Here is a 25,864-nt window from a genome sequence, read left to right on the forward strand (position 1 = left end):
AAGTCGGTGCTGCGCCGACTAAGCCGCGGCCTCTGCCGCGCCGTCGTCGCCCGCCTCCCCAGGCTCGATTCGCCCGCAGACCTCGCTCACGATCCCCCGCAGCTCGACCGCCGCCGCTGACAGCAGCCGCTCGCGGTGCCAGAAGAGCCCGACGACCTGCGTCAGCGCGACGTCCTCCAGCGGCGCCACGGCGATCGTCGCGTCGCGTTCGTGCACGCTCACGCGCGGCAGCAGCGCGGCGCCGACGCCAGCCGCGACGAGCCCGCGCATCGTCTCGTCGATGTCGGTCCGGAAGACGACGTTCGGCTCCGTCCCAGCGGCCCGCAACTGGCCCTCCAGCGACGGACCGGTGCGCTCGTCGTGGCGGCCGATCAGCGGCTGCCCGGCGAGGTCGGGAAGCCGCACGACGCCGTCGTGGCGCGGGATCCGCCAGTGCGCGGGCATCGCCAGCACCCATCTCACGCGCAGCAGGTTGCGGCGCGCGAACGGTCCGTCGGGCAGCGGCATCCCGGCGAGGCCGAGGTCGAGCCGTCCCTGCTCGACCAGCTCGAACAGCGGCGCGTCGGCGGGGTACTCGCTCGCCTCCACGCGCGCGCCCGGCCGCCGCTGCCGGTAGACCGCCAGCGCGCTGCGCAGCACGCGGTGCCCGACGCCCTGCAGCACCCCGACCCGCACCGCCCCGGTCTCTCCCTGCGCCAGCTGCTGCAGGTCGGCGCGCGCGGCCGTCTGGCGCGCCAGCAGCGCCTCGGCGTGCGTCAGCAGGACCTCGCCGGCCTGTGTCAGATGCACCTCGTTGCCGCCGCGGGCGCGCTCGACCAGCCGCGTCCCGGCGGCCTCCTCCAGCGTCGCGATCTGGCGGCTGACGGCCGACTGCACGTAGCCCAGCTGCGTCCCCGCGACGCGGAAGGAGCCCGTCTTCGCGACCGCCACGAGCGCCGCGAGATGGCGCGGCTCGAACGGCGCCGCGCGGTCGGGCGTGGCGGAGTCGGACGCCGCGCGGTCGGGCGTGGCGGAGTCGGACGCGCGGTCGGACGCCGCGCGGTCCTGCGCGGCAGTGTCGGCGCCGGGCGCCGTCGTGACTGCTCGGATGGGCGTCGCCATCGGGCGAACGTAGGCGATCCCCCGCGACGGGCCGCTGTCGAACTGTTGCGCGGGCGGATTTGTCGACGTTCCGCGAGGGCGTGCTGCAACCTTGCTGCAACTCGCCGTCATCTCCGCACCGCCGCCATGCCGTCCCAGAACGAGCGCGGCTCGCGACCGAGCGAGAACAGCGCGACCCAGCGGAAGCCGGCCGCGCCGGCGGCACGCGCGCGAGCGCGCAGGCCGGCGGCGGTCGCGTGGTAGACGGTCTCGTCGCCGCAGGTGTACGACGCGTTGCCGTCCGCGATCGTGCGCGCCGTCCCGCAGCGCTCCCAGCGGCGGTCGGCGTCGACGGTCGAGACGAGTTGCCCCGGGCCGCCGGCGGCCCGCCAGACGTAGCCGAATGCGCCGAGGATCGGGACCGCCTTCGTGCGCGACACCGCCGCGGTCCCGCGCAGCACGCTGTCGAAGCCGGCGCTGGAGTCGAGCGGGCCGGGCGGGGCGTTCGGCCCGGTCTCGTTGTAGGTCGCGACCAGCAGCAGGTCGGCCGCCTTCGCCAGCGCCGGCAGGTCGTACGCGAGCGCGGAGCCGGCGCTCGCCGGACGCGGCGCGTACACGGCCAACCGCCGCCCAGCGCCGTGCAGCAGCGCCGCGAGCCGCTGCACGAACGCGCTGTAGTCGTCGCGCTGGGTCGGCAGCAGCTCTTCGACGTCGAGCGTGATGCCGGCGTAGCGGCCGTCGGCCGCCACCTCCGCGATCAACCGCGCGAGCCGCTCCCGCGCGGCCGGATCCGCGATCGCGGCCGAGCCGCCGGTGCGAGCGTTGACGACCGGCCAGACCGGCACTCCCGCTCTGCGCGCGGCCTCCAGCACCGGCCGCGGCTGCCACGGCTCGTGCAGGGCCTCGGTGTCGACGTCGACCTCGTACCAGTTCGGCGCGAGCACGCTGATGCGCTTGCCGACCTGCGCCAGCCGCGTCAGCTCGAGCCCGTCGGCGCGCGAGAGGAACGCGAACACGCGCGCCGGCGGCTTGGCGGGCGCCGGCGCGGGGCCGAGCGCCCCGCGCGCCAGCCCCGCCGCCGTCACCGCCGCGATCAGCGTCACGGTCGCCAGCGCCGTCCTCACCAGCTCGCTCCGGGCGCCAGCAGCGGGTCGTCCCAGATCCGCTGGTCCTCGCGCCCGAGCCGCCAGAAGCCGACGCCGCCGAGCCCGGCCTGCTCGGCGAGCCGGATCCGCCGGGCCGTCGTGTCGGCGTCGGGGAACCAGACCTCATGGGCGACCCCCGCGGCGTCCGTGTAGAGCGCCTGGTTGTTGTCGGTCAGCGGATCGAGCCGCACCGTCGCGTTCGCCGCCTGCAGCAGCGGGGTCAGGTCCTGGTACTCGTACGCCGTGGCGGTGTTGCCGGGCCCGCCGCCGCCGGGCCAGTCGAGCCCGTACAGGTTCGTCCCGAAGATGAACTTCTCGTGCTGCGGGATCGTCGCGACGTAGTCGACGATCTGCCGCACCCAGCCGATGTCGTCCTGCGGCCCCGGGTCCGAGGTCGACCAGTGGATCCCCCACGCCATCAGGAACAGGTAGTCGGCGCTCTGCGCCAGCTGCGGGTAGTCGAAGATCCCCGAGCGCGGGTGCGTGAGGATGTCTCTGACCTTCGGCGAGACCGACAGCGCGAGTCTGCGTCCGGCCGCGTGCAGCCGCTGCGCCAGTTCCTGCACGAACGCCGTGTAGGCCGCGCGATCGCTCGCGGCACCGGCCTCGAAGTCGAGCGAGATCCCGTCGTAGGCGTGGTCGGCGGCGAGCGCGGTCAGCTGGTCCAGCCAGCTCGCGCGCGTCGCCGGGTCGGTCAGGATTCTGTGCACGACGGCGGTCCGCTGGCAGTTGATCCGCGGCAGCACCGTGACGCTGCGCGCCTGCGCCCACTGCGTCACGAGCGGATCGTCCTTGCCCTCCAACGCGACGGCGGCGGTGCAGTCGAAGTAGGTCGGGTGCACGACGCCGATCTGGCGGTAGTGCGCGCGGAAGTCGGCGAAGCTCTGGTCGGTCGAGGCGAGCAGGAACGCGTGCGCGTGGCCGCTCGTCGGGACCGGGTCCTGCGTGCGCGTGTCGGCGACCGCGGGCTCGCTCGCGTAGCCGCTGTCGTCGATCGCGATCACGGAGACGCGGTAGTCGGTGCTCGGGGCGAGGTTGTCGAGCACCGTCGAGGTCGCGTCGAGCTGGCGCACGACGACGCCGTCGCGCAGGATCCGGTAGCCCGTGACGCGGCCGGCCCTGACCGTGCTCGGCTGCCACGACGCGCCGATCGCGTTCTCGGAGACGGAGACCGCCTGCAGGCCGCCGGGCGGCGTCGGCGGCGCGTGCGACGTCGTCGTCGTGACGGGCGCCGTCGGCGCGCTCGTGCGGCCGCGGCCGTCGACGGCGACGACCGCGAAGCTGTACGTGCGGTTGGGCGCCGCGGCCAGTCTCCAGCTCGTGCCGTTGGTCTGCCCGACCGTGACGCCGTCGCGCAGCAGCCGGTAGCCGCCGCGGCCGCCGTCGCCCTGCTCGCCCGGCTGCCACGTCAGCAGCAGCCCGCTCTCGTCGCCGCTGACGGCGAGGAAGCGCGGCGCGCCCGGCATCCGGTAGCGCACCTCGACCCGCGCCGCCGCGCTGCATCTGCGCGCGCGCCGTCTGCTGTCGAGCGCGGTCACGACGAAGCGGTGGCGCTGGTCGAACGCGACGTTGACCTTCAGCGTGCGCTTCGTCGTCTGCACGACGACTCTGCCGTCGCGGCTGACGCGCCACGCGGCGGCGCGTCTGCCTCTCGCGCGCGTCGCCGCGCTGCGCGGGACGCTCCAGCTGAGCGTCCCGCTGGTCTCCCCGAGCTGCCGTCTGAACTGCAGCCGCGCGGGTCTGACGGCGGCGCAGCGGAAGGGGGCGGCCTTCTGCTTCTGCGCATGGCGAGGATGCTCGGCCTGATGTCTTCTGGCAGCAGTCGCCGAACCTGCACCGGATCCGAGTGCGAGCGCGATTCCCGTCGTCGCGATCGCGACCCATCCCAACCGCGTCATTCGACCGTCACCGTCTTCGCGAGGTTGCGCGGCCGGTCGGGGTCGAGGCCGCGGGCGCGGGCGATGCCGTAGGCGAGCAGCTGCAGCGGGACCGTCGCCGGCACCGGCGACAGCAGCGGATCGGTCGGCGGCACGAGCACCAGCTCGTCGGCCTCGTCGGCGATCACGCCGGCCGCGCCCTCGGTCGCGATCGCGAGCACGTGCGCACCGCGCGCGCGGACCTCGGCGACGTTGGAGCGCAGCTTGTCGAGCACCGGCGAGTCGGTCGCGACGACCACGACCGGCGTCCCCTCGCGCAGCAGCGCGATCGGCCCGTGCTTCATCTCCCCCGCCGCGTAGGCGTCGGACGGGACGTAGGCGACCTCCTTCAGCTTCAGCGCCCCCTCCAGCGCCACCGGCAGCCCGACGTGGCGCCCGAGGAAGAGGAAGAAGCCCTCGTCGCTCCAGCGCTCGACCGCTCGCTCGATCGGCGCGGCCGAGGCCGCGCGCGCGGCCTCGACGACGTCCGGCAGCCGCTCCAGCTCGTCCAGCAGCAGCGCCGCGCGGCTGGGCGTCAGCGTCCCGCGCGCGAGCCCGACCCGCAGCGACAGTCCGGCCAGCGCCGCGACCTGCGTCACGAACGTCTTGGTCGCCGCGACGCTGACCTCCGGCCCGGCGTCGGTCAGCACCGTCGCGTCGGCCTCGCGCGTGATCTGCGAGCCGCTCGCGTTCGTCAGTCCAAGCACGTGCGCGCCGCGCTCGCGCGCCACCCGCAGCGCCCCGAGCGTGTCGGCCGTCTCGCCCGACTGCGTGATCCCCAGCACGACGTCGCCCGGTCCCACGTCCGGGTCGCGATGGCGCCACTCCGACGCGACGTCCGTCTCCGCGCGCACCCCGCCCCACGTCTCCAGCAGATAGCGCCCGACGAGCCCCGCGTGGTAGGAGGTCCCGCAGGCGATCAGCGACACGCGCCGGGCGCGCGCGAGCGGTCCGACATCCCACCCCGCCGCCGCCTGCGCGCGCAGCGTTCGCCGCAGCGCCTGCGGCTGCTCCTCGATCTCGGCGAGCATGAACGAGTCGTGGCCGTTGCGGCTCGGGCGCGCGTGCGCGCCGGCGTCCGCCAGCAGCAGCTGGCGCGGCTGCACGATCCCGCCGCGCGCGTCGAGCACCTGCAACCCGTCCGCGCGCGCGACCACGACCGTGTCGTCGTCGAGCGCGTGCGCGCCGCGCAGGTCGTCCGGCAGGCCGACGAGCGCGGAGCCGAGGAAGCGCTCCTCGTCGCCGTAGCCGACGACGAGCGGGCAGGCGCGGCGCGTGCCGACCAGCACGCCCGGCTCCTGCGGGCTCGTCGCGACGAACGCGAAGTGGCCGTCGAGCTGTGCGATCGCGTGCCGCACCGCCTCCGCCAGGCCGCGGTCGAGGGCGCCGGCGACGAGGTGCGCGACGACCTCGGCGTCGGTCTCGGAGGAGAAGACGGCGCCGTCGCGGCGCAGTTGTGAGCGCAGCGCGACGTGGTTCTCGACGATCCCGTTGAGGACGATCTGCACGCGCTCGCCGTCGTCGCTGAGCGGATGCGCGTTGCCCTCGCTGACGCGCCCGTGCGTCGCCCAGCGCGTGTGGCCGATGCCGGTCCGCGACGCCTGCAGCGCCTCCGCGTCCGGGTGCCGCGCGACCGCGCCGCGCAGCTCCGCGATCCCGCCGACGCTGCGCACCCGCAGCGCGAGCGCCGCATCGTCGTCCAGCAGCGCGACCCCGGCGGAGTCGTAGCCGCGGTACTCCAGTCGTTCGAGGCCGTCGAGCAGCAGGTCGATGCAGGGACGGTTGCCGACGTAGCCGACGATTCCGCACATGGCTATCGCTTCCCTTCGGGGGTCTGGGGAACGGAGTGGTGGGCCGGCGCCGACCCGAACAGCTCGTTGACGCGGTGCTGCGCCGCGGGCACGACGAGCGGCGCGACGGCGAGGAGCGGCAGCGCAGACAGCGGGACGAGCGTGAACGCGGCCGCGCGGCGAAGGCGGCGCCTCATGCCGCCGTCTCCAGCTCCGGCAGCGGCTGCTTGCCGGCGGTCGACGGCCGCGTCCCCCACGACGAGCTGCGCGCCGTGAGGATCGCCCAGTAGGTCTGCCACAGCATGAAGGCGAGGTAGAAGAAGCAGAACAAGATGCCGTAGACCCAGCGCGGGTCGTAGCGGCGCTGGCGCACGACGTAGTAGAGGCCGTAGGCGACCGCGAGCATGTAGATCCCGGCGGCGTAGACGAGCGGCGCCCCGGTCCCCTCCACCAGCGGCAGCCACAGCAGCGCCCGCAGCGCGACGATCGGCGCGACCAGCGCGATCGCGATCCCGACGTACGCCGACAGCGCCGCGACCGGATGCTTGCGCCAGACGAAGCGTGCGAGGATCAGCGACTCACGCGTCCACGACCGCTTCCAACGCAGCTGTTGCACGAGAAACTGCTTTGTCCGCGCTGGAACCTCCGTGTGCGAGACGGCGTTGGCGGCATAGCGGACCTTCCAGTCGCGCAGCACGAGGTTCGTCAGCGCGCGGTCGTCGCCGAACGTCGCCGGCGAGCCGAGGAAGGTCTGGTGCTCCCACCAGTCGAGGTGCGGCAGGATCGCCTCCCGCCGGTACGCCGAGAAGCAGCCCGAGCAGCAGGTGACGCAGGCGAAGACCGACTCGGCCGCCTTCACGACCTGGAACGCGACGAAGTAGCGCACGACCTGCATCCGCGTGAGCCACGACTCGTCGACGTTGGCGACGTCGGCATGGCCGCAGACGGCGCCGACGCGCGGCTGTGCGAACGCCTGCACGAGCTTGTGCAGCGCATCCGGCTCGACCGAGCTGTCGGAGTCGACGAACGCGAGGATCTCCGCGTCGGTCGCGCGCATCCCGGCCGCCATCGCGGCGCGCTTGCCCTGGTTGTGACCGAGCGCGATCACGCGCACGCGCGGCTCCTGCGACGCGACCTCGCGCATCCGCGCGAGCGTCGCGTCGGTCGAGCCGTCGTCGACGGCGACCAGCTCCAGCTTGTCGACCGGATAGTCGAGCGCTAGCAGCGAGCGCAGCGAGCGCGCGATCACCGCCTCCTCGTTGAACGCCGGCATCACGATCGCGACGTGCGGTTGGTGGCCGACGTCGGCCGGCGGCTTGTACGGCAGCGACAGCACGAAGCGGCTGACGATGTAGGTCACGACGACGACCCCGTACGCGGCGAAGATCGCATCGCCCGCGACCGCGTCGAACCACAGCCCGTGGTAGACGACCGCGAGCGTCAACAGCAGCACGAGGTAGGCGGCGGCGAGGATCCGCACCAGGCGATCGGCGAGGGTCGGAGCCATCAGACCAGGTGCCGGTTGCGGCCGAGCCGGACGCGGTAGGTCGCGTCGAGGACGTGCTCGCAGTCGTCCAGCCACGCGCGCTCGGCGCCGTCGTGCAGCGCGGTCACGACGACGAGGTCGAACGGCGCGGGCGTCGGCTGCGGGACCGAGCGCAGCACGCGCTCGCCCGCCAGCCGCACCTCTGCCACGCGCGGGTCGTGGTAGGCGACGTCGACGCCGGCGCCGTGCAACTGCTCGGCGATCGCCAGCCCGGGTGACTCGCGCGCGTCGGCGACGCCGGGCTTGTAGGCCATCCCGACGACGAGCGCGGTCGCCTCGTCCCACGCGATCCCACGCCCGCGCAGCAGCGACAGCGCGCGCTCGGCGACCGCGCCGGGCCGCGCCTCGATCGCCGCCATCGCCTGCTCGGCGATCGGCGCCGCGACGCCGTCGCCGCGCAGCGGCTCCAGCAGGTAGTACGGATCGACCGGGATGCAGTGCCCGCCGACGCCCGGCCCCGGGTAGTGCGCGAGGAAGCCATACGGCTTCGTCGCCGCCGCGTCGACGACCTCGACGGGATCGATCCCGAGGTGCGCGCTGACGCCCGCCATCTCGTTCGCGAACGCGAGGTTCACCGCGCGGAACGTGTTCTCGTAGAGCTTCGTCAGCTCGGCAGCCTCCAGCGAGGAGACCGTGTGGATGCGGTCGGCGGTCGGCGCCAGCAGCTCCCGCGTGCGCGCCGTGCAGCGTGCGGTCGCGCCGCCGACGACGCGCGGCACCGCGCGCTGCTGGACGGTCGGGTCGCCCGGCAGGATCCGCTCCGGCGCGAACGCGACGAAGACGTCCTCGCCGGCGCGCAGCCCGCGCTCGGCGAGCGGCTCGACGAGCAACTCGCGCGTCGAGCCGACGTAGGTCGTCGAGGTCAGCACGATCGTCTGCCCGGCGCGCGCGTGCGCGACGACGTTGGCGCAGGCGGCCCGCAGCGCGGCCGGATGCGGGCGGCGCTGCTCGTCGACCGGCGTCGGCACGCAGACGATCACCGCGTCGGCGGCGGCGACGGCGGCCGGGATCGAGCTGAGCCGCAGCCGCCCGTCGCCGAGCGCGCCCTCCAGCCGCAGCACGTCGGTCCTCGGCAGGTCGACGTCGCGGGAGCGGATCGCGAGCAGCCGCCGCTCGCTCACGTCGATCCCGATCACGGGCGCACCGGCCGCGTGCAGCGCGAGCGCCGTCGGCAGCCCGACGTAGCCGAGCCCGACGACCGCGATCGTCGCGGGCGCGGTCTCGACGCGAGTGACGGGAACGCGGGCAGCGGGCGCTTCGACCTCGAGGACGCGTGCTTCCGGCATGGCAGTGCCTCCTGTGGTGGCAGGTGAAGAGAGAGGAGCGGTGCGACGCGCCGGGGGCGAGCGGTGAACCCGCACTGCCGACGCGCCGCAAGAAGTACACGCCACCGCCGCACGCTTTAGCCGCTCGCTCGCGCACCACCGCCGCGGTCGACGCACCTGTAACCGGCGCGCCGCGTGACCACGGGCGCTCCGCGCCGCCGCCCGCGATCATTCGCGTCTCGCATGACCAACATGCGAGGACGCCTGACGGCTCCGTTCAGCGGGGGCGCGAGCGTTCAGGCGGGCGCGCCGCTCGTCCGGGCGCGCCGCTCGTCCGTGCGCGCCGCTCAGCCGCTGACGGCCGGCGGCAGCTCGCCGCGCTGCTGCCATGCCGCCGGCTGCTCGCCCTGCAGCAGCGCGAGCAGCTGCCAGTGGGCGGCGAGCGCAGCGGGGTCGAGCTGCTCGACGCCCGCGGAGCGCCCGCGCAGCCTGCAGCGGAAGAGCGCGACCGGGCGCGCCGTGCCGGCCCGCGCTGCATAGGCGAAGCGCGCGACCTCGTCGTCGCTGGCAGCGCCGCCGGCGATCACCAGCGCGCTCGGTCTGAACAGCTCGACCGCCGCCGTCAGCCCGCGCGTCGAGCGCACCGGCACGGTCAGCAGCTGCGCCCCGCTGCGTGCGCAGAAGAGCTGCAGCGCGTGCAGCTGGATCGCGTCGGCGTCCAGTTCGTGCGCCGTCGCGTCGGCGATCAGCAGGCGCGTGCTGCGCGGCCCCTGCGTCGCCAGCCGTCGCGCCCAGCGCAGCCACTCGCCGGTCCACGAGGCCGCGAACGCCCACTCGACGCTGTCGGCGCCGTGGCGCTCGCCGACCTCCGCCAGCGCCGGCAGCAGCACCTCCTCGACGGCCCGCTCCAGCGAGCGGACCGCGAGCGCGCCCTCCGCCACCCGTCCCGCGCGATCGCCGTCGAACGCGCACAGCGGCCCGACCAGCGACGGCGCGTCGTACATGTCGCCCTGCCGCACACGCGAGATCGCGGAGGAGATCGACAGCCCCTGCTCCAGCGCGTCGCGCAGCGCGGCGATGTCGGCGTGGCGATACAGACGGTGCCCGCCCGGAGAGCGATCCGGCCGCGGAAAGCCGAAGCGGTGCTCCCACGCGCGCAGCGTGCTGGGACTGACGTTGAGCCGCCTGGCGGCCTCCCGGACCTTGAGATATTCCACGCTGACCGTTCCAACCCCCGCTTCAGGCACCCCGAGTTCAGGATTGTAAGCACTGATCTGTACGGACAAAATCTCCGTATGTGTTCGGCATGAGTACGAGATTGTCGAAGGCTGCTCAAAGCTCGCGAAACCGACGGATCGCCCACTATGATCCGACCGGGCGCGTCGGCGGTCATCGCGACAGGCTCAGCGGGATGTGAGCAGCATCGAGAGCGACAGGCCGGACATAGACACAGGGCGACGTGCGTCGGCCCGCGGGCGCAGCGGCGCGCCGATCCCCGACGCCGTCTTCCGCGCGACCGAGGAGCTGCTCGCGGAGGGCCTGCTGCAGCGGCTGACGGTCAGCCGCATCCTGGCGCGCGCGAGCGTCTCGCGCACGAGCTTCTACTACCACTTCCCCTCCAAGGACGCGGTCCTCGTCGCGATGCTCGAACAGGTCGCCGCGCACGCCGACGCGCAGATCGCGCAGCTGTCGGACCGCCAGCTCGAGGCTGACGCGGCGATCCGCGTCGCGCTGGAGGCGAGCGTCGAGCTGTGGGAGCGCCACAGCGCGATCCTGCTGGTGGCGCAGGGCGCGCTGCGCGACGACTCAGAGCTGGGCGAGCAGTGGCGCACGCTCGTCGAGGAGCGCTTCGTGCGGCCGTTCGCGGAGCGCCTGCGCCGGCAGCAGGCGGCCGGCCGCCTCGCCGCCGGCCACGACCCGCTCGCGCTGTCGCGCGCGCTGCACTGGATGACCGAGCAGGCGCTCTACGCCCACATCGCCGGCACCGACCGCACGCCGCCGCGGATCGTCGTCGACGCGCTCGCGCACGTCTGGTCAGCCAGCCTCGGGCGCTGAGCCCTCCAGCAGCGCCTCCAACCCCGCCTCATCCACCACGGGCACTCTCAGACGCTCCGCCTTCTCCAGCTTCGTCCCCGCTCTCTCCCCCGCGACGACGTAGTCGGTTCTTCTCGACACCGACGACGTCACGCGCCCGCCGGCGGCGAGGATCCGCTCGGTCGCCTGCTCGCGCGTCAGCGTCGGCAGCGTGCCCGTCAGCACGATCGCCTTGTCGGCGAGCGGCCCCTCGCCGGGCGGCGGCCCCTCCTCCTCCATCCGCACGCCGAGCGCGCGCAGGTCGTCGATCACCGCGCGCAGGCGCTCGTCGTGCAGTTGGTCGTGGATCAGCTCGCCGACGATCGGCCCGATCCCGGGCGTGCCGGCGATCTCCTCCGTGCTCGCGTCCAGCAGTGCGTCGATCGTGCGGAAGCGCTGTGCGAGGTTGCGGCCGGTGACCGTCCCGATCCCCTCGATCGAGAGCGCGAACAGGACTCTGCCGAACGGCCGCTGCTTCGACGCCGCGATCGCCGCGACCGCGTTGCGCGCCGAGACCTCGCCGAAGCGGTCCAGCTGCACCAGCTGCTCCTCGGTCAGGCGGTAGTAGTCGCCGGGCGTTCTCAGCAGGCCGTGCTCCATCAGCACCGAGACCTGTTTCTCGCCGATCCCGTCGACGTCCATCCCCGCGCGCCCGACGAAGCTCTGCAGCTGCTGCCAGCGGCGGCCGGGGCAGACGCGGTTGGGGCACTTCGTGAAGACGCCCTCGCCCTTGACCGTCGGCGTGTCGCAGATCGGGCATCTCGCGGGCGGGCGCACCGGCGGGCTGCGATCGGAGCGCTCCGCGACGTGCGGCGCGGGCGAGATCACCTGCGGGATCACGTCGCCGGCCCGCAGCACGATCACGTCGTCGCCCGGGCGGACGTCCTTGCGCGCGAGGTCCTCCTCGTTGTGCAGCGTCGCGAGCTTGACGGTGACGCCGCCGACGTGGACCGGCTCCAGCTGCGCGAACGGGTGCAGGGTGCCGAACTTGCCGACGTTCCACATCACGTCGATCAGTCTCGTGACGGCGGTCGTCGGCGGGAACTTCCACGCGATCGCCCAGCGCGGGTCGCGACCGACGACGCCGAGGCGCCGCTGCAGCTCGAAGTCGTCGACCTTCACGACGACCCCGTCGATCTCGAACGGCAGCTCGGCGCGCCGCTCCTGCCACTGCTCGCAGCGCGCGACGACCTCCTCGGCCGTTCTGAGCCGCGCGATGTCGGGATTGACCGGGAAGCCGCGGTCGTGCAGCCAGTCGAGCGCCTCGTGGTGGCTGGAGAACGCGATCCCCTCGGTCTCGCCGACCTGGTAGCACCACATCGACAACGGCCGCTCGGCGGCGAGGCGCGCGTCGAGCTGGCGGATCGTGCCCGCGGCCGAGTTGCGCGGGTTCATGAAGGTCGATCTGCCGGCCTCGGCACGGCGCGTGTTGAGCGCCTCGAAGTCGGCCAGCGACATGTAGACCTCGCCGCGCACCTCGATCCACGCCGGCGCACCGTCGATCTGCTTGGGGATCTGCTCGATCGTGCGGATGTTGTGCGTGACGTCCTCGCCGGTCTCGCCGTCGCCGCGCGTGACGCCGCGTATCAGCACGCCGTTCTCGTAGTGCAGCGACATCGCGAGCCCGTCGACCTTCGGCTCGACGACGTAGTCGAAGGCCGGGTCCTCGATCCCCTCGCGCGCGAGGAAGGCGCGCATCCGCTCGACCCACGCCAGCAGCTCCTCCTCTCTGCGCGCGTTGGCCAGTGACAGCATCCGCCGTCTGTGTCTGACCTTTCTCAGCTCCGACACGACCTGCCCGCCGCCGACCTTCTGCGTCGGGGAGTCGGGTGTCAGCAGCTCGGGATGCTCCGCCTCGATCGTGCGCAGCTCGTCCAGCAGCGCGTCGTACTCGTCGTCCCCGATCTCCGGGTCGTCGTCGACGTAGTAGCGGCGCCCGTGGTACTCCAGCAGTCTGCGCAGCTCGGCTGCGCGGGCCGGCAGATCGTTCCGCCCGCTGGAAGAACGAGCCGCCAGGCGAGTTCTTCCAGCCGGATCCGAGCCGTCAGGCGAGGATCTCGCGTTCACTCGACTTCCCGCGCCGCGGGCGCGATCAGCCGCTCGAGGTCGTGGCCGCGCAGCGGCTCCAACCCGTCGTGGCTCGTCAGGTCGAAGTGGATCGGCGTGACCGAGAGCCGGCCGTTGGCGACGGCCGCGATGTCGGTGCCGTCGTCGTCGAGCAGCTCGGCGGCGTCGCCGTAGATGCGGAACAGGCGGCGGCGCGGGTGCTCCTCGTCGGCCAGCTCCAGCGCGTCCCTGTAGAAGCGCTTGCCCAGGCGCGTCACCTCGACGCCGGTCGGATGCGTACCGGGAGCGTTCACGTTCAGCAGGATGCCCGGCTGCAGCGGGACGGAATCCAGCTCCTCGACGAGCCGCGCCGTGAACGCCGCGACCGCCTCGAAGTCGAACGCCTCGCCCTGGCGGAAGTCGGTCTCGCGCGCGGTCGACTGCTGCGAGACCGCGATCCCGGGCAGCTCCAGCAGCAGCGCCTCGAACGCCGCCGCGACGGTGCCGGAGTAGGTCACGTCGTCGCCGATGTTGAGCCCGTGGTTGATGCCGGAGACGACCAGCTCGGGCTGGAAGCCGTCGACCAGCCCCAGCCGCGTCAGCCGCACGCAGTCGACCGGCGTCCCGTCGGTCGCGTAGCCGATGCTGCCGTCCTCGAAGTCGACCTCCTCGACCCACAGCGGCCGCCGCGTCGTGATCGAGCGCGCCGTCGCCGAGCGGTTGCCGTCGGGCGCGACGACGAGCAGCTCGACGCCGTCGAGCGCGACCAGGTGACGCCGCAGCGCGTTGATGCCGTCGGCCTGGATGCCGTCGTCGTTCGTCAGCAGGATCTTCATCGTGCGCTCATCGTATTGAAGGCTCCAGCACCGGCCGCCCGTCGTAGCCGATGCCGACGAGGTAGAGCCCGTGCGCCGGCGCGGTCGCGCCGGCGCGCTCCCGCGGCGCTCCGTCCAGCAGCGCGACGAAGTCCCGCAGCGTGCGCCGTCCGGCGCCGACCTCCAGCATCGTCGCGACCAGCACGCGGTTCATGTTGCGCATGAACGAGTCGGCTTCGATCTCGAACGCGAGCACGTCGCCCTCCCGGCGCCAGCGCGCGGTGCGCACCTCGCGCCGGAAGCGCGTGTGGATCGTGTCGGTCGGCGTGAAGGCCGTGAAGTCGTGGATCCCGTGCAGCGCCGCGGCGCAGGCGTCGAGCGCGTCGGCGTCGAGCGGGCGCGAGTGCCACAGCGCCCTGCCGCGCTCGTGCGGGCCGCGCATCCGGCGCGCCAGCACGCGGTAGCGGTAGGCGCGGCTGGTCGCGTCGTGGCGCGCGCTGAAGCCCGGCGGAGCGCTGCGCGCGTCGATCACGGCGACGTCGTGCGGCAGCAGCGTGTTGAGCTTGTGCGCCGGCACGAGCGCGCCCTCGTAGGAGGCGACCTGCGCCAGCGCGTGCACGCCGGCGTCGGTCCGGCCGGCGACGGTGAGGAAGCTGCCGCTGGTGGGGCCGCGACGCAGAACGACCGCGAGTGCCCGTTCCAGCTCTTCCTGGACCGTGCGCCGACCGGGCTGCGTGGCCCAGCCGGCGAACTCGCGGCCGTCGTATTCGAGCGTGAGGCGGGTGACGTGCGGCCCACTCACGAAGCAACCTTCAACGCCGGAAGGACGAGCCCGTGGAAGCTACGGCCAGAGGCCTTGCTTCCATTGGCGAGTTCCTCCAATCTGACGCGAGGCCGCAGGCCGCAGCGTCAGACGAGCTCCAGGAAGACCATCTCGGTCGAGTCGGAGCGACGCGGGCCGAGCTTGAGGATGCGACAGTATCCGCCTCTGCGCTCCGTGTAGCGGGGCGCGATCTCCTCGAACAGCTTGTAGACCGTGTACTTGTCCTGGCCGAGCGCCGACAGCGCCTGGCGACGAGCGTGCAGGTCACCGCGCTTGGCGAGCGTGATGAGCTTCTCCAGCTCAGGCTTGACGGCCTTCGCCTTCGTCTCGGAGGTTCTGATCCGCTCGTGCTGGATGACCTCTTTGCAGAGGTTGGTCAGCAGGGCCTTCCGGTGAGCGGAGGAGCGGCTGAGCTGGTAGCGAGTTCGCTGGTGACGCATGGGGTCGGTGACCTTACCTGGTTCTCAGTCCTGACGCAGGTGGAGGCCACGGGCCTCCAGCGTCTCGATGACTTCGTCGATCGACTTCTTGCCGAAGTTCGGGATGGCGTTGAGCTCGTTCTCGGTCTTGGAGATCAGATCCCCGACCGTCTGGATGCCCGCACGCTTGAGGCAGTTGTAGGAGCGCACGCCGAGCTCCAGCTCCTCGATCAGGATGTCGTCCATCGCGTTCGCGGGACGGCCACCCGGGCCGCCGGCGGGACCGCCGCCGACGCCGCCACCGGCGAGGCCGGGCTCGAGCGCGCCGAGGCCACCCGTGTCGCGCAGCTCGATCACGCGGTCGGCGTCGGTGAAGATCGCCAGCTGCGAGATCAGGATCTCCGCCGCCTCGCGCAGCGCGGCGTGCGGATCGATCGAGCCGTCGGTCTCGATGTCGAGCGTCAGCTTGTCGAAGTCCGTCTTCTGGCCGACGCGCGCCTGCTCGACGGCGTACGCGACACGACGCACGGGCGAGAAGATCGAGTCGATCGGGATCACGCCGATCGGCTGGTCCGGCGACTTGTTCTCCTCCGCCGGACGGTAGCCGCGGCCGCGGCCGATCGTCAGGTAGACCTCGAGCTTCGTCTTCTTCTCGAGCGTCGCGATGTGCGCGTCCGGGTTGAGGATCTCGACGCCCGAGGGCAGGTCGATGTCCTTCGCGGTGATGTCGCCGGGACCCGTCACGACGAGCGGGGCCTCGATCTCCGTCGCGTCGGAGTGCATGCGGCAGACGATGCCCTTGAGGTTGAGGACGATGTCGGTGACATCCTCCTTCACACCCGGGATCGTGGAGAACTCGTGCGCGACACCCTCGATCCGGACGCTCGTGACCGCGGCGCCGGCGAGCGAGGAGAGCAGGACGCGGCGGAGAGAGTTGCCGAACGTGTAGCCGAACCCGCGATCGAGCGGCTCGATCGTGAAGGAGCCGCGGTTCTCCTCGACGGTCTCTGTGGTGATTCGGGGGACTTGGAAGTCAAGCATCGGGTTCGGTTCCAATCGTGTCGTGTCGTGAGCGCCGCCCGCCGCGGGGCGGTCTTCCGGGCGTCGCGGAGGCCGGAGGCGAGCCGGCCTCGCGACGGGGCAAGACTTACTTCGAGTGCAGCTCGCCGCGGGACGCCAGCAGGCGCACCAGGTCGGCACCGCTCATCGCGGAGCCTTCCGTGCGCTCACCGCTGCGGCGCTGCGAGCCGGCGAGGAAGAGGCTGCTGCTCTTCCCGCGGCACTGCGCGCATGCGGGGCCGGCATCCGCAGCCACGCTGCGACTCCCCTAGACCCGCCGCCGCTTCCGCGGGCGGCAGCCGTTGTGCGCCTGGGGCGTGACGTCCTTGACGCCCGTGACCTCGAGGCCGGCGGCCTGCAGCGAACGGATCGCGGTCTCGCGGCCGGAACCCGGGCCCTTCACGAAGACCTCGACCTTCTGGAGGCCGTGCTCGATGCCCTTGCGCGCAGCCGCGTCAGCGGTGACCTGCGCGGCGAACGGCGTCGACTTGCGGGAGCCCTTGAAACCGGCGCCGCCGGCGGACTCCCAAGCGATCACGTTCCCCTCGCGGTCGGTCAGCGAGACGATCGTGTTGTTGAAGCTCGTCTTGATGTGGGCCTGGCCGACCGGGATGTTCTTGCGGACTCTGCGACGGCCACGCTGCGGGCGCTTCGGAGCTGGACTCACTTACTTCTTCCCCGCCTTCTTCTTGCCCGCCACAGACATGCGCTTGGGGCCCTTGCGCGTACGCGCGTTGGTCTTGGTCTTCTGACCGCGGACCGGAAGGCCGCGGCGATGACGGAGGCCGCGGTAGCAGCCGATCTCCATCAGGCGCTTGATGTTCTGCGAACGCTCACGGCGCAGATCGCCCTCGACGACGAGGTCGTCGATCGCGTCGCGCAGCTTCCCGACTTCGTCCTCGGTCAGGTCGCGCACGTAGGTATCGGGCGAGATGCCGAGGGTCGAGCAAAGCTCGTTGGCTCTCGAGCGGCCGATGCCGTAGATGTAGGTGAGCCCGATCTCAACGCGCTTGTTGAGCGGGATGTTGATGCCTGCGATACGAGCCATGGTCAGCCCTGCCGCTGCTTGTGACGCGGGTTCGAGCAGATGACCAGCACGCGCCCATGGCGGCGAATGATCTTGCACTTCTCGCACATCGGCTTGACCGACGGTCGTACCTTCATGATCCCTTTCGGCTGATTCCAATCGACTCGGCTCTGGCCGCCGTGGCGGCGGCCGCTACCGCGTCGAGGACGAAGCACGCGCGAAAGCCTGCCGGTTCCGAGCGCGACGGTGGATGGTACCAAACCCGCGTGCAGGACCTCGCCCCCACGCGTCGTGGCATACAGACAGTCCGGACGGAACAGGCTCAGGCCGCGGCCTGTTCGCCGCTGGTGTGCCAAGGCGTCAGCACACGCGGACCGTCTCTCGTGACGGCGATCGTGAACTCGAAGTGGGCGGCGAGCGAGCCGTCCTGCGAGTAGATCGCCCAGTGGTCGTCGGCCATCCGCACCGGATGGCGGCCGGCGGTGACCATCGGCTCGATCGCCAGCACCATCCCCTCCTCCAGCAGCGGGCCTCTGCCCGCGGGGCCGTAGTTGGGGATCTGCGGGTCCTCGTGCATGTCGCGGCCGATGCCGTGGCCGACGAGCGAGCGCACGATCGACAGGCCCTCGTTCTCGACGTAGGTCTGGATCGCGTTGGAGACGTCGCCGAGCCGGTTGCCGGCTCTGACCTGCGGCACCGCCGCCATCAGCGAGCCCTCGGTCGTGTCGAGCAGCTTCTGCGCGAGCGCGGAGACGGGGCCGACGGGGAAGGTGCGCGCCGCGTCGGCGACCCAGCCGTCGTAGACGACGCCGACGTCGACTGAGATGATGTCGCCGCGCTCGAGTCTGTACGGGCCCGGGATGCCGTGGACGACCATCGAGTTGGGCGAGGCGCAGATCGAGCCCGGGAAGCCGCGGTAGCCCTTGAAGGCGGGCACGGCTCCCTGCGAGCGGATGAACTTCTCCGCCGCGTCATCGAGCTCCTTCGTCGTGACGCCGGGGCGGATCTTGCCCTGGAGCAGGTTGAGCGTGCGGACGAGGATGGCGCCCGCCGCCGCCATCTTGTCGATCTCCTCCGGTGTCTTCTTGACGATCACAGGTCTTCTTCGAGCCGCAGCGTGGCGAGCACGGCGCGGATGTGGTCGTGAACCTCCGTCGGGCTGCGCGTGCCATCGACGCGGCGCAGCAGGCCCTTCTCGTCGTAGTACGAGATCAGCGGTTCCGTCTCGCGATGGTAGACCTCGAGCCGCTTCTTCACGACTTCCGGTCTGTCGTCGTCGCGCTGGATCAGCCGCGAGCCGTCGATGTCGCAACGGCCCTCGTGCTTCGGCGGGTCCGTCTCGACGTGGTACGGGCGCCCGGTCTTCGCGCTCACGCGACGGCCGGTGATCCGCTTGAGGAGGTCCTCGTCCGGGACGTCGATCAGCAACACCGCGGTGATGCGCCGGTCGAGCCTCTCGAAGGCGGCCCCGATCGCGTCCGCCTGCGCACGATTGCGCGGGAAGCCGTCGAGGATGAAGCCGTCGAGGCAGTCGTCGGCGCTGATGCGCTCGACGATCAGGTCGATGACGAGTTCGTCGGGAACGAGGTCGCCGGCGTCCATGAACGCCTTTGCAGCTCTCCCGAGCTCGGTGCCGTCCTTGACGGCGGCACGGAGGATGTCGCCGGTGGCGACGTAGGGCAGGCGGAAGTCGTCCTGCAGACGCGCCGCTTGGGTGCCCTTGCCGGCCCCAGGGGGACCGAAGAGGATGAGGTTCAGCTCACGCACGAGGTGCGCAAACTTACAGGATGTGAACGCCGATAGGCGCGCTGCCCTGCCCGGAGCGTCAACGCACCGGAAGTTCCGGTGCGCCGACGAAGCGGGAGTTCCCACCGGCGCGCCGCGCAGTGCGGCGCGACGCCGTGGAACTCCGAAGGGCCGAAGGCCCCGCTATCTCAGGAAACCTTCGTAGTTGCGCATCATCAGCTGTGCTTCGAGCTGCTTCATCGTGTCGAGCGCGACACCGATGACGATCAGGATCGACGTACCGCCGAAGAAGAAGTTGGCGTTCGTCTGGTTGATCAGGATCGTCGGGAAGATCGCGACCAGCGCGAGGAAGATCGCGCCTGGGAACGTCAGGCGGGCGAGGATGCGGTCGAGGAACTCGGCCGTAGGTCGCCCTGGTCGTACCCCTGGGATGAAGCCGCCGTAGCGTTTGAGGTTGTCCGCCTGTTCCACCGGATTGAATGTGATCGCGGTGTACATGTAGGTGAACATGATGATGAAGAGCGACTCGCCGACCAGGTAGGCCCAGCCGGACGGACTGAAGAAGTTCGCCAGGTCCGTCGCCCACGGGGTGTTGAGCAGCTGCCCGATCGTCGGCGGGAAGGCCATGATGCTGGCCGCGAAGATGACCGGGATGACGCCGGCCATGTTGACGCGCAGCGGCAGGTACGTCTGGCCGCCCTGTGTCATCCGCTGTCCGATCACCCGTCGTGCGTACTGCACGGGGATGCGGCGCTGCCCCTCCTGCACGAAGACGATCGCGGCGATCACGGCGAGTGCCAGGAACGGCATCATCACCTTGAAGACCGGATCCGGGCTGGTCCACCAGGCGCGCACGCCCTGCGGGAAGCCCGCGACGATCGAGGCCATGATCATCAGCGAGATGCCGTTGCCGATGCCGCGCTGGGTGATCAGCTCGCCCATCCACATGACGAGCATGCAGCCGGCGGTCAGGCAGATCGCGATCAACATCACCTTCGCGAGCGTGAAGTTGGTGATGATCGACGTCCCCGCCTCCTGCTGGAAGGAGCGGAAGAGGAAGACGTACGCTATGGACTGGGCGAAGGCGAGTCCGACCGTCAGGTAGCGCGTGTACTGCGTGATGCGCTGCTGACCGACCTCGCCCTCTCTCTGCAGTCTCTCGAGCGACGGCACGACGACCGTCAGCAACTGCAGGATGATCGACGCTGTGACGTACGGCATGATCCCGAGCGCGAACAGCGCGATGCGGGACAGACCTCCTCCGGAGAAGAGGTTGAGGAAGTTCAGGATGCCGCCGTTGGAGAAGTTCTGCTGAATCTCCTCCACCGCTCTGGAGTTGATGCCAGGCGCGGGGATGTGCGAACCCAGTCGGTAGAGAGCCAGAAGAAGCGCCGTGAAGGCGAGCTTCTTCCGGATCTCCGCGACCGTGAACGCGTTCAGGATCGTCGAGAGCACGGCCCTGTGTCCACTTAGGGCTCGAGGAGCTGCGCGGTCCCGCCGGCGGCTTCGATGCGCTCCCGCGCAGCCGCACTGAAGGCATGGGCCGACACGGTCAACGGCTTGGTGATCTCGCCCTTGGCGAGCACCTTCACCGGAATGCCTCTGCGCGTGCCGAGGCCCTTCGCGCGCATCGCGTCGAGCGTGACCTCGGCGCCGGACTCGAACCGCTCGTCCAGATCACCCAGGTTGACCGGCTGGGTGTGCGTACGGAACATCTCGAACGGCATCGACTTCTTCATGTGCGGGCCGCGCAGCTTGCGCATCCGCATGTGAATCGGCATCTGGCCGCCCTCGAAACGAGCGCGATCCTTCGAGCCGGCGCGCGAGCCGGCGCCCTTCTGGCCGCGGCCGGAAGTCTTGCCGGTGCCGGAGCCCTCGCCGCGACCGACGCGCTTGCGCGTCTTGCGGTGACCCGGAGCGGGTCTCAGGTTGTGGAGGCCGATGCGCTCCTCGCGCTCGACCTCGTCCTTCACAGGGCTCATGCGGCTTCTTCCTCGACCTTGACGAGATGACGGACGGCGTGCACCATGCCCCGCATCTGCGGGGAGTCCTGCTGCTCCACCGTCTGGCCGATCTTGCGCAGGCCGATCGAGCGGAGCGTGTCGAGCTGGCGCTGGTTGGCGCCGTTTCTCGACTTGATCTGGGTGATTCTCAGCGTCGTGCTCATGCCCCGGCCTCCGGTGCGGCGGCAGCCGCCGCCGCGGCGACCGGCTCGGCCGGCGCCTCGTCGCCCTCGGTCAAGTCCTCGCCGACGGGCTCGCCCATGTGCAGGCCGAGCACCGCGTTGACGGACAGGCCACGCAGCTCCGCGACCTCCTCCGGGCGACGGAGCGACTCGAGGCCGGCCATCGTCGCCTTGACGAGGTTGATCGGGTTCTGCGTGCCGAGGCTCTTCGACAGGATGTCGTGGATGCCGGCGAGCTCGAGCACCGCGCGCACGCCGCCGCCGGCGATCACGCCGGTACCGGGCGAGGCGGGCTTGAGCAGCACGCGGCCGGAGCCGAAGATACCGAGCGTCGGATGCGTGATCGTCGAGCCGTGCTTCGGCACGCGGATCAGATTCTTCTTGGCGCGCTCGACGCCCTTCTGAATCGCGACGGGCACCTCGTTGGCCTTGCCGTAGCCGACGCCGACGATCTCACGCTCGTCTCCCACCACCACGAGCGCGGTGAAGGAGAAGCGACGGCCGCCCTTGACGACCTTTGCAACACGATTGATCTCTACGACCCGCTCTTGCAGGTCGTAGCCGGAGGCTGATACGGAACGGTCGATGGCCATGGGATCCTAAGGTAGCGGGTAAGACGGGTCAGACGCCACTCAGAACGCGAGGCCGCCCTCGCGGGCGCCCTCGGCGAGTGCTTTGACGCGGCCGTGGTACTGGTAGCCGCCGCGGTCGAACACCGCGGTCTCGACGCCGGCGGCCTTCGCGCGCTCGGCAAGCAGCTCGCCGACACGGCGAGCCTGCTCGGTCGCGCGCAGGTCGCGCACGCCGTCTTCGGTCCAGTTGACGGCCGCGAGCGTGTGACCGCGATCGTCGTCGATGAGTTGGGCGCTGATGCCCTTGTTCGAGCGAAACACCGAGATGCGCGGACGCTCGGCCGAGCCCGCGACCTTCGCGCGGACACGGCGGCGACGCTTGAGGCGCTTCGCAGGCTTGCTGAGAACGGTCATGCGCGCTTGCCAACCTTCCGGGCGACGTACTCGCCCTCGTAACGGATGCCCTTGCCCTTGTAGGGCTCCGGCTTCCGCTGCTTGCGGATGTTCGCGGCAACCTCGCCGACGAGCTGCTTCGAGATCCCTCTGACCGTGATTCTGGTCGGAACCGGAACGTCGAACTCGATGCCGTCGGGAGCTCTGATCGGGACCGGGTGCGAGTAGCCGAGCGCGAGCTCGAGGTCTCTGCCCTTGAGCAGCGCGCGGTAACCGACGCCCTGGATCTCGAGTCTCTTCTCAAAGCCCGACGTGACGCCCTCGACCATGTTCGCGACGAGCGAACGCGTGAGGCCGTGCAGCGCACGATGCTCGCCGCGGTTGGTCGGGCGCGTGACGACGAGCTCGCCGTCGACCTGCTCCACCGTGATGTCGCGGTGGATTCTCTCGAACAGCTCGCCGCGCGGGCCGTTGACGGTGACGCGCTCGGGCTCGATCGCGACCGTGACGCCGGCGGGGACGGGGATGGGCTTGCGGCCGATGCGACTCATGCCAGCCTCACCACACCTTGGCCACGACCTCGCCACCGACGCCCTTGGAGCGCGCCTCGTGACCGGTCATGACGCCCTGGGACGTCGAGATGATGGCAGTGCCGAGACCACCCTGGATCTTCGGGATGTCGCTGTGGCCGACGTACGTACGCTGGCCCGGGCGCGACACGCGCTGGATGCCCTGGATGACGGGACGGCGGTTGCCCGTGTACTTCAGTCTGATCTTGATCAGCTCCGCAGGCTGCTCGGGGCTGGCCGGCTCAAACGTGTAGCCGTCGATGTAGCCCTGCTCCTTGAGGATGCGGGCCAGCTCACGCTTCAGCTTCGACGACGGGATCGACACGATGTCGTGCGAAGCCCGCGCGCCGTTGCGCACACGCGTGAGGAAGTCGGCGATGGGATCGGTCATCGACATGGCGTTACCAGGAGCTCTTCGTCATCCCGGGGATGTAACCGTTGTGTGCCAGCTCGCGCAGGCAGATACGGCACATGCCGAACTTTCTGTAGACCGCGCGGGGACGGCCGCAACGGCGGCAGCGCGTGTACGCGCGCGTTCTGTACTTCGGGGTCCGCAGCTGCCGGACGCGCTGTGAGGTCTTCGCCATGGAGTTAGCTCCCTGTCGTCACGGGTGCCCCGCCAGGGCGCCCGTCCTTCGCGAACGGCATGCCGAAACTGCTCAGCAGCGCGAAGGCTTCGTCGTCGGTTTCCGCGGTGGTCGTGAACGTGATGTCCAGACCGCGGACCTGATCGACCTTGTCGTAATCGATCTCGGGGAAGATGATCTGTTCTCTGACGCCCATCGAGTAGTTCCCGCGGCCGTCGAACGACCTCGGGTTGAGCCCGCGGAAGTCGCGGATTCGCGGGATCGCGACCGACAGCAGCCGGTCGAGGAACTCGTAGGCGCGGTCGTCGCGCAGCGTCACGCTGAGCCCGACCGGCATCCCCTCGCGCAGCTTGAACGCGGCGATCGACTTGCGCGATCTCCGGACGTTGGGCTTCTGGCCCGCGATCGCGGCCAACTGCTCCTCGGCCTGCGCGAGCTGCTTGGAGTCCTGCTTGGCCTCGCCGACGCCCATGTTGAGCGTGATCTTGGTGATCTTGGGCGCCTGCATCAGTGAGGAGTAACCGAACGAGTCCACCAGTCTGGGGCGGATCTCGGACACATAGCGTTCTTTGAGTCGTGCGGTCATGTTCGTACTCAGTCGATGCGGGTGCCGGAGCGGCGGGCGACGCGGAAGCGTCTGCCCTCATGGATTTCGATACCGACGCGAGTCGGCTTGTTGTCCTTCGGGTCGAGCAGCGCCACGTTCGAGACGTGGATGCCGCCCTCGCGCTCGATCACGCCGGCGACCGAGTCGGGACGACCGGGCGTCGGGCGCTGATGGCGCTTGACGATGTTGAGGCCTTCGACGTAGACGCGATCCTTCTCAGGCTCGACGCGCAGCACTCTGCCCGTCTTGCCCTTGTCCTTGCCGGTGATGACGATGACCTGGTCGTCTCTGCGAATGCGGGCGGGCATCAGAGCACCTCCGGCGCGAGCGAGACGATCTTCATGAAGTTGCGCTCACGCAGCTCGCGCGCGACGGGACCGAAGATGCGCGTCCCGCGCGGGTTGTTCTGCGCGTCGATGATGACCGCGGCGTTCTCGTCGAAGCCGATGTACGTGCCGTCTTCACGGCCGTACGTCTTCTTCGTGCGAACGACCACAGCGGTCACGACCTCGCCCTTCTTGACCGAGCCCTGCGGGCTGGCCTGCTTCACCGTCGCGACGATGATGTCCCCCACGCCGGCGTACTTGCGGCGCGAACCGCCGCGCACGCGGATGCAGAGGATCTCGCGGGCGCCGGTGTTGTCGGCGACCTTGAGTCGGGTCTCGTTCTGAATCACTTGGCACGCTCCACAACCTCGACGAGGCGCCAGCGCTTCAGGCGCGACAGCGGGCGAGACTCGCGGATGATGACCGTGTCACCGGCATGCGCGTCGTTGCTCTCGTCATGCGCATGGAAGGTCGTCGAGCTGCGGACGATCTTCTCGTACTTGCGGTGACGACGTGCGACGTCGATGCGGACGGTGATGGTCTTGTCGGCCTTGTCGGAGACGACGACGCCCTGACGTTCCTTCTGTCTGCCCTCGCCGTGCTCGCGCGGCGGCGTCGGCTCGCCGTTCGGCGTCGCCTTCGCGGCCTCGCGCGCCTTCGCGCGGAGGTTGCGGCGTCTCGCCGCGTTCTTCGCGCGCTTGGCGGCGCGCTCGGCCTGGCGCTCCTCGATCGAGCGCGCGGGGCGCGTCCCGACCTTGGCGGCCTTGGCGGCGCGCGCCTGCTGGCGACGCTCCTTCGGCGCGAGCTGTGGCACGGGCTCACCCTTCGGCGCGCTCGGCGCCGCGGTCTCCGCGGTCGTCTCGGGCGCCGGAGTGGTCTCCTCGACGGTTCTGTTCTCTTCGTCGGCCATCGCTAGCGACTCAGTTCCTTGTTGTCAGCTTCAGTTCCGCGCTCACGGACGACCGTGAGCGTGCGCGCGACCTCGCGCTTGGCGAGTCGCAAGCGGGAGGTGTCCTCCAGCTCGCCGGTCGCGTGCTGGAAACGCAGGCCGAACAGCTCGCGCCGCGCAGTCTGCAGGTGTTCGTTGAGAGCGGCGTCATCCATGTCACGCAGCTCTGTCGCAGTGGTCATGTCAGCCCTCCTCTCGCAGGACGAATCTTGTCTTCAGTGGCAGCTTGTGGCCGGCGAGGCGCATCGCCTCGCGGGCCAACTCCTCGGACACGCCGCCCAGCTCGAACATCACGCGGCCCGGCTTGACGACGGCGACCCAGCCCTCCGGAGAGCCCTTGCCGGAACCCATGCGGGTCTCGGCCGGCTTCTTCGTGAAGGGCTTGTCCGGATACACGTTGATCCAGACCTTGCCGCCACGTCTGATCTTGCGGGTCATCGCGATACGCGCGGCCTCGATCTGTCGGTTGGTCAGCCAGCCCTCTTCGAGCGCCTTGAGGCCGAACTCGCCGAACTGGACCTTGACCTGCCCGCGCGACAGCCCGCGGCGCCGGCCGCGGTGCTGCTTGCGGAACTTCACACGCTTAGGGGAGAGCATCAGCCCTGACCTCCGGAACCGCGATTGCCACCTGCGGCGCCACCGGCCGGACCGCGTCCGCCGCCGCCGCCGGGACCGCGCCCGCCGCCGGGACCGCCCGGACCGCGACCACCGCCACCGGGGCCACCCGGGCCACGACCGCCGCCGCCACCGGGACCGCCCGGACCGCGACCGCCACCGGGACCGCGCCCGCCGCCGGGACCGCCCGGACCGCGACCGCCGCCGCCACCGGGACCGCCCGGACCGCGACCGCCGCCACCGCCGGGACCGCGCCCGCCGCCGGGACCGCCCGGACCGCGTCCGCCGCCACCGGGCCCGCGGCCCCAAGG

The 25,864-nt window shown here is 71.1% G+C and carries 34 protein-coding genes and 1 pseudogene; 1 reads left to right on the forward strand and 34 read right to left on the reverse strand.

The features are described from left to right. Positions 1-18 precede the first annotated feature (18 nt). The 8 genes from Q7L65_RS04610 to Q7L65_RS04645 form a co-directional block, all read right to left on the reverse strand. Positions 19-1,101 carry a LysR family transcriptional regulator gene (locus tag Q7L65_RS04610; RefSeq protein WP_304719077.1) on the reverse strand — a complete coding sequence of 361 codons (1,083 nt, stop codon included), beginning with the start codon at positions 1,099-1,101 and terminating at the stop codon, positions 19-21. Between the two features lie 107 nt (positions 1,102-1,208). After that, positions 1,209-2,204 carry a glycosyl hydrolase family 18 protein gene (locus Q7L65_RS04615; protein WP_304719078.1) on the reverse strand — a complete coding sequence of 332 codons (996 nt, stop codon included), beginning with the start codon at positions 2,202-2,204 and terminating at the stop codon, positions 1,209-1,211. After that, complete coding sequence (locus tag Q7L65_RS04620) at positions 2,201-4,123, reverse strand: glycosyl hydrolase family 18 protein (protein ID WP_304719079.1); 1,923 nt, start codon at positions 4,121-4,123, stop codon at positions 2,201-2,203. The genes Q7L65_RS04615 and Q7L65_RS04620 overlap by 4 nt, the downstream gene beginning before the upstream one ends. Further along, positions 4,120-5,952, reverse strand: a complete 1,833-nt coding sequence (glmS, locus tag Q7L65_RS04625) for a glutamine--fructose-6-phosphate transaminase (isomerizing) (RefSeq protein ID WP_304719081.1) — start codon at positions 5,950-5,952, stop codon at positions 4,120-4,122. The genes Q7L65_RS04620 and glmS overlap by 4 nt, the downstream gene beginning before the upstream one ends. 2 nt (positions 5,953-5,954) lie before the next feature. Beyond that, the gene (locus tag Q7L65_RS04630) at positions 5,955-6,128 is read right to left on the reverse strand and encodes a hypothetical protein (RefSeq protein ID WP_304719082.1); all 174 of its coding nucleotides are present in this window, start codon (positions 6,126-6,128) and stop codon (positions 5,955-5,957) included. After that, entirely contained in the window at positions 6,125-7,438 is a 1,314-nt protein-coding gene (locus Q7L65_RS04635) for a glycosyltransferase (protein WP_304719083.1), read from the reverse strand. Before Q7L65_RS04635 ends, Q7L65_RS04630 begins: the two co-directional genes overlap by 4 nt. After that, positions 7,438-8,763: a nucleotide sugar dehydrogenase gene (locus tag Q7L65_RS04640; protein ID WP_304719085.1), complete on the reverse strand. Its 1,326-nt coding sequence runs from the start codon at positions 8,761-8,763 to the stop codon at positions 7,438-7,440. Before Q7L65_RS04640 ends, Q7L65_RS04635 begins: the two co-directional genes overlap by 1 nt. 326 nt (positions 8,764-9,089) lie before the next feature. After that, positions 9,090-9,959 carry a MerR family transcriptional regulator gene (locus tag Q7L65_RS04645; protein WP_304719086.1) on the reverse strand — a complete coding sequence of 290 codons (870 nt, stop codon included), beginning with the start codon at positions 9,957-9,959 and terminating at the stop codon, positions 9,090-9,092. Positions 9,960-10,155: 196 nt separating this feature from the next. Here Q7L65_RS04645 and Q7L65_RS04650 point away from each other — a divergent pair, with 196 nt between their 5' ends. Further along, positions 10,156-10,797 carry a TetR/AcrR family transcriptional regulator gene (locus Q7L65_RS04650; RefSeq protein WP_304719087.1) on the forward strand — a complete coding sequence of 214 codons (642 nt, stop codon included), beginning with the start codon at positions 10,156-10,158 and terminating at the stop codon, positions 10,795-10,797. Here Q7L65_RS04650 and ligA read toward each other — a convergent pair. The 26 genes and pseudogenes from ligA to Q7L65_RS04780 form a co-directional block, all read right to left on the reverse strand. Then, positions 10,777-12,882, reverse strand: coding sequence for an NAD-dependent DNA ligase LigA (gene ligA, locus Q7L65_RS04655; protein ID WP_304719088.1), 2,106 nt, complete (start codon positions 12,880-12,882; stop codon positions 10,777-10,779). The genes Q7L65_RS04650 and ligA overlap by 21 nt on opposite strands. Then, positions 12,879-13,697: a 5'/3'-nucleotidase SurE gene (gene surE / locus Q7L65_RS04660; RefSeq protein ID WP_304719090.1), complete on the reverse strand. Its 819-nt coding sequence runs from the start codon at positions 13,695-13,697 to the stop codon at positions 12,879-12,881. The genes ligA and surE overlap by 4 nt, the downstream gene beginning before the upstream one ends. A gap of 7 nt (positions 13,698-13,704) precedes the next feature. Beyond that, on the reverse strand, positions 13,705-14,478 hold the full coding sequence (truA, locus tag Q7L65_RS04665) for a tRNA pseudouridine(38-40) synthase TruA (RefSeq protein WP_304719092.1): 774 nt from the start codon (positions 14,476-14,478) through the stop codon (positions 13,705-13,707). Between the two features lie 107 nt (positions 14,479-14,585). Then, positions 14,586-14,939, reverse strand: a complete 354-nt coding sequence (gene rplQ / locus Q7L65_RS04670; protein WP_304719093.1) for a 50S ribosomal protein L17 — start codon at positions 14,937-14,939, stop codon at positions 14,586-14,588. A gap of 24 nt (positions 14,940-14,963) precedes the next feature. Continuing rightward, on the reverse strand, positions 14,964-15,959 hold the full coding sequence (locus tag Q7L65_RS04675; protein ID WP_304719094.1) for a DNA-directed RNA polymerase subunit alpha: 996 nt from the start codon (positions 15,957-15,959) through the stop codon (positions 14,964-14,966). A gap of 106 nt (positions 15,960-16,065) precedes the next feature. Further along, positions 16,066-16,233, reverse strand: coding sequence for a hypothetical protein (locus Q7L65_RS04680; RefSeq protein WP_304719096.1), 168 nt, complete (start codon positions 16,231-16,233; stop codon positions 16,066-16,068). A 12-nt stretch (positions 16,234-16,245) separates the two neighbouring features. Then, a complete protein-coding gene (rpsK, locus tag Q7L65_RS04685; RefSeq protein ID WP_012932845.1) occupies positions 16,246-16,644 on the reverse strand; it encodes a 30S ribosomal protein S11 in 399 nt (132 codons plus the stop codon). Then, the gene (gene rpsM / locus Q7L65_RS04690; protein ID WP_304719144.1) at positions 16,645-17,025 is read right to left on the reverse strand and encodes a 30S ribosomal protein S13; all 381 of its coding nucleotides are present in this window, start codon (positions 17,023-17,025) and stop codon (positions 16,645-16,647) included. Positions 17,026-17,027: 2 nt separating this feature from the next. Further along, positions 17,028-17,141: a 50S ribosomal protein L36 gene (gene rpmJ / locus Q7L65_RS27680; RefSeq protein ID WP_012932843.1), complete on the reverse strand. Its 114-nt coding sequence runs from the start codon at positions 17,139-17,141 to the stop codon at positions 17,028-17,030. 185 nt (positions 17,142-17,326) lie between these two features. Continuing rightward, entirely contained in the window at positions 17,327-18,100 is a 774-nt protein-coding gene (gene map, locus Q7L65_RS04700; RefSeq protein WP_304719100.1) for a type I methionyl aminopeptidase, read from the reverse strand. Beyond that, the gene (locus Q7L65_RS04705; protein ID WP_304719102.1) at positions 18,097-18,771 is read right to left on the reverse strand and encodes an adenylate kinase; all 675 of its coding nucleotides are present in this window, start codon (positions 18,769-18,771) and stop codon (positions 18,097-18,099) included. Before Q7L65_RS04705 ends, map begins: the two co-directional genes overlap by 4 nt. A gap of 162 nt (positions 18,772-18,933) precedes the next feature. Continuing rightward, positions 18,934-20,205 (reverse strand): preprotein translocase subunit SecY, encoded by a 1,272-nt coding sequence (secY, locus tag Q7L65_RS04710; protein WP_304719105.1) that lies wholly within the window; start codon positions 20,203-20,205, stop codon positions 18,934-18,936. A gap of 14 nt (positions 20,206-20,219) precedes the next feature. Then, positions 20,220-20,732, reverse strand: coding sequence for a 50S ribosomal protein L15 (gene rplO / locus Q7L65_RS04715; RefSeq protein ID WP_304719107.1), 513 nt, complete (start codon positions 20,730-20,732; stop codon positions 20,220-20,222). Next, a complete protein-coding gene (gene rpmD / locus Q7L65_RS04720) occupies positions 20,729-20,917 on the reverse strand; it encodes a 50S ribosomal protein L30 (RefSeq protein ID WP_304719108.1) in 189 nt (62 codons plus the stop codon). The genes rplO and rpmD overlap by 4 nt, the downstream gene beginning before the upstream one ends. Further along, on the reverse strand, positions 20,914-21,528 hold the full coding sequence (gene rpsE, locus Q7L65_RS04725; protein ID WP_370552508.1) for a 30S ribosomal protein S5: 615 nt from the start codon (positions 21,526-21,528) through the stop codon (positions 20,914-20,916). Before rpsE ends, rpmD begins: the two co-directional genes overlap by 4 nt. Positions 21,529-21,567: 39 nt before the next feature. Next, positions 21,568-21,921 carry a 50S ribosomal protein L18 gene (rplR, locus tag Q7L65_RS04730; RefSeq protein WP_304719109.1) on the reverse strand — a complete coding sequence of 118 codons (354 nt, stop codon included), beginning with the start codon at positions 21,919-21,921 and terminating at the stop codon, positions 21,568-21,570. Further along, the gene (rplF, locus tag Q7L65_RS04735) at positions 21,918-22,451 is read right to left on the reverse strand and encodes a 50S ribosomal protein L6 (RefSeq protein WP_304719111.1); all 534 of its coding nucleotides are present in this window, start codon (positions 22,449-22,451) and stop codon (positions 21,918-21,920) included. The genes rplR and rplF overlap by 4 nt, the downstream gene beginning before the upstream one ends. A gap of 7 nt (positions 22,452-22,458) precedes the next feature. Further along, on the reverse strand, positions 22,459-22,866 hold the full coding sequence (gene rpsH / locus Q7L65_RS04740) for a 30S ribosomal protein S8 (RefSeq protein WP_304719112.1): 408 nt from the start codon (positions 22,864-22,866) through the stop codon (positions 22,459-22,461). 4 nt (positions 22,867-22,870) lie between these two features. Next, positions 22,871-23,056, reverse strand: a complete 186-nt coding sequence (locus Q7L65_RS04745; RefSeq protein ID WP_304694357.1) for a type Z 30S ribosomal protein S14 — start codon at positions 23,054-23,056, stop codon at positions 22,871-22,873. A gap of 4 nt (positions 23,057-23,060) precedes the next feature. Then, on the reverse strand, positions 23,061-23,642 hold the full coding sequence (gene rplE / locus Q7L65_RS04750) for a 50S ribosomal protein L5 (protein ID WP_304719113.1): 582 nt from the start codon (positions 23,640-23,642) through the stop codon (positions 23,061-23,063). Between the two features lie 8 nt (positions 23,643-23,650). After that, a complete protein-coding gene (gene rplX, locus Q7L65_RS04755; protein ID WP_304719115.1) occupies positions 23,651-23,971 on the reverse strand; it encodes a 50S ribosomal protein L24 in 321 nt (106 codons plus the stop codon). Continuing rightward, a complete protein-coding gene (gene rplN, locus Q7L65_RS04760) occupies positions 23,971-24,339 on the reverse strand; it encodes a 50S ribosomal protein L14 (protein ID WP_012932830.1) in 369 nt (122 codons plus the stop codon). Before rplN ends, rplX begins: the two co-directional genes overlap by 1 nt. Continuing rightward, positions 24,336-24,575, reverse strand: a pseudogene (rpsQ, locus tag Q7L65_RS04765) (30S ribosomal protein S17); the annotation flags it as partial. The pseudogene rpsQ and the gene rplN, both read right to left, overlap by 4 nt. Positions 24,576-24,901: 326 nt before the next feature. Continuing rightward, complete coding sequence (rpmC, locus tag Q7L65_RS04770; RefSeq protein ID WP_304719116.1) at positions 24,902-25,120, reverse strand: 50S ribosomal protein L29; 219 nt, start codon at positions 25,118-25,120, stop codon at positions 24,902-24,904. A gap of 1 nt (position 25,121) precedes the next feature. Beyond that, positions 25,122-25,535, reverse strand: coding sequence for a 50S ribosomal protein L16 (gene rplP, locus Q7L65_RS04775; RefSeq protein WP_304719117.1), 414 nt, complete (start codon positions 25,533-25,535; stop codon positions 25,122-25,124). Beyond that, the coding region (locus tag Q7L65_RS04780) for a hypothetical protein (protein ID WP_304719119.1) at positions 25,522-25,864 on the reverse strand (343 nt) is incomplete at its 5' end. The genes rplP and Q7L65_RS04780, both read right to left, overlap by 14 nt.

The organism is Conexibacter sp. CPCC 206217, assembly GCF_030646165.1.
GTDB lineage: Bacteria > Actinomycetota > Thermoleophilia > Solirubrobacterales > Solirubrobacteraceae > Conexibacter.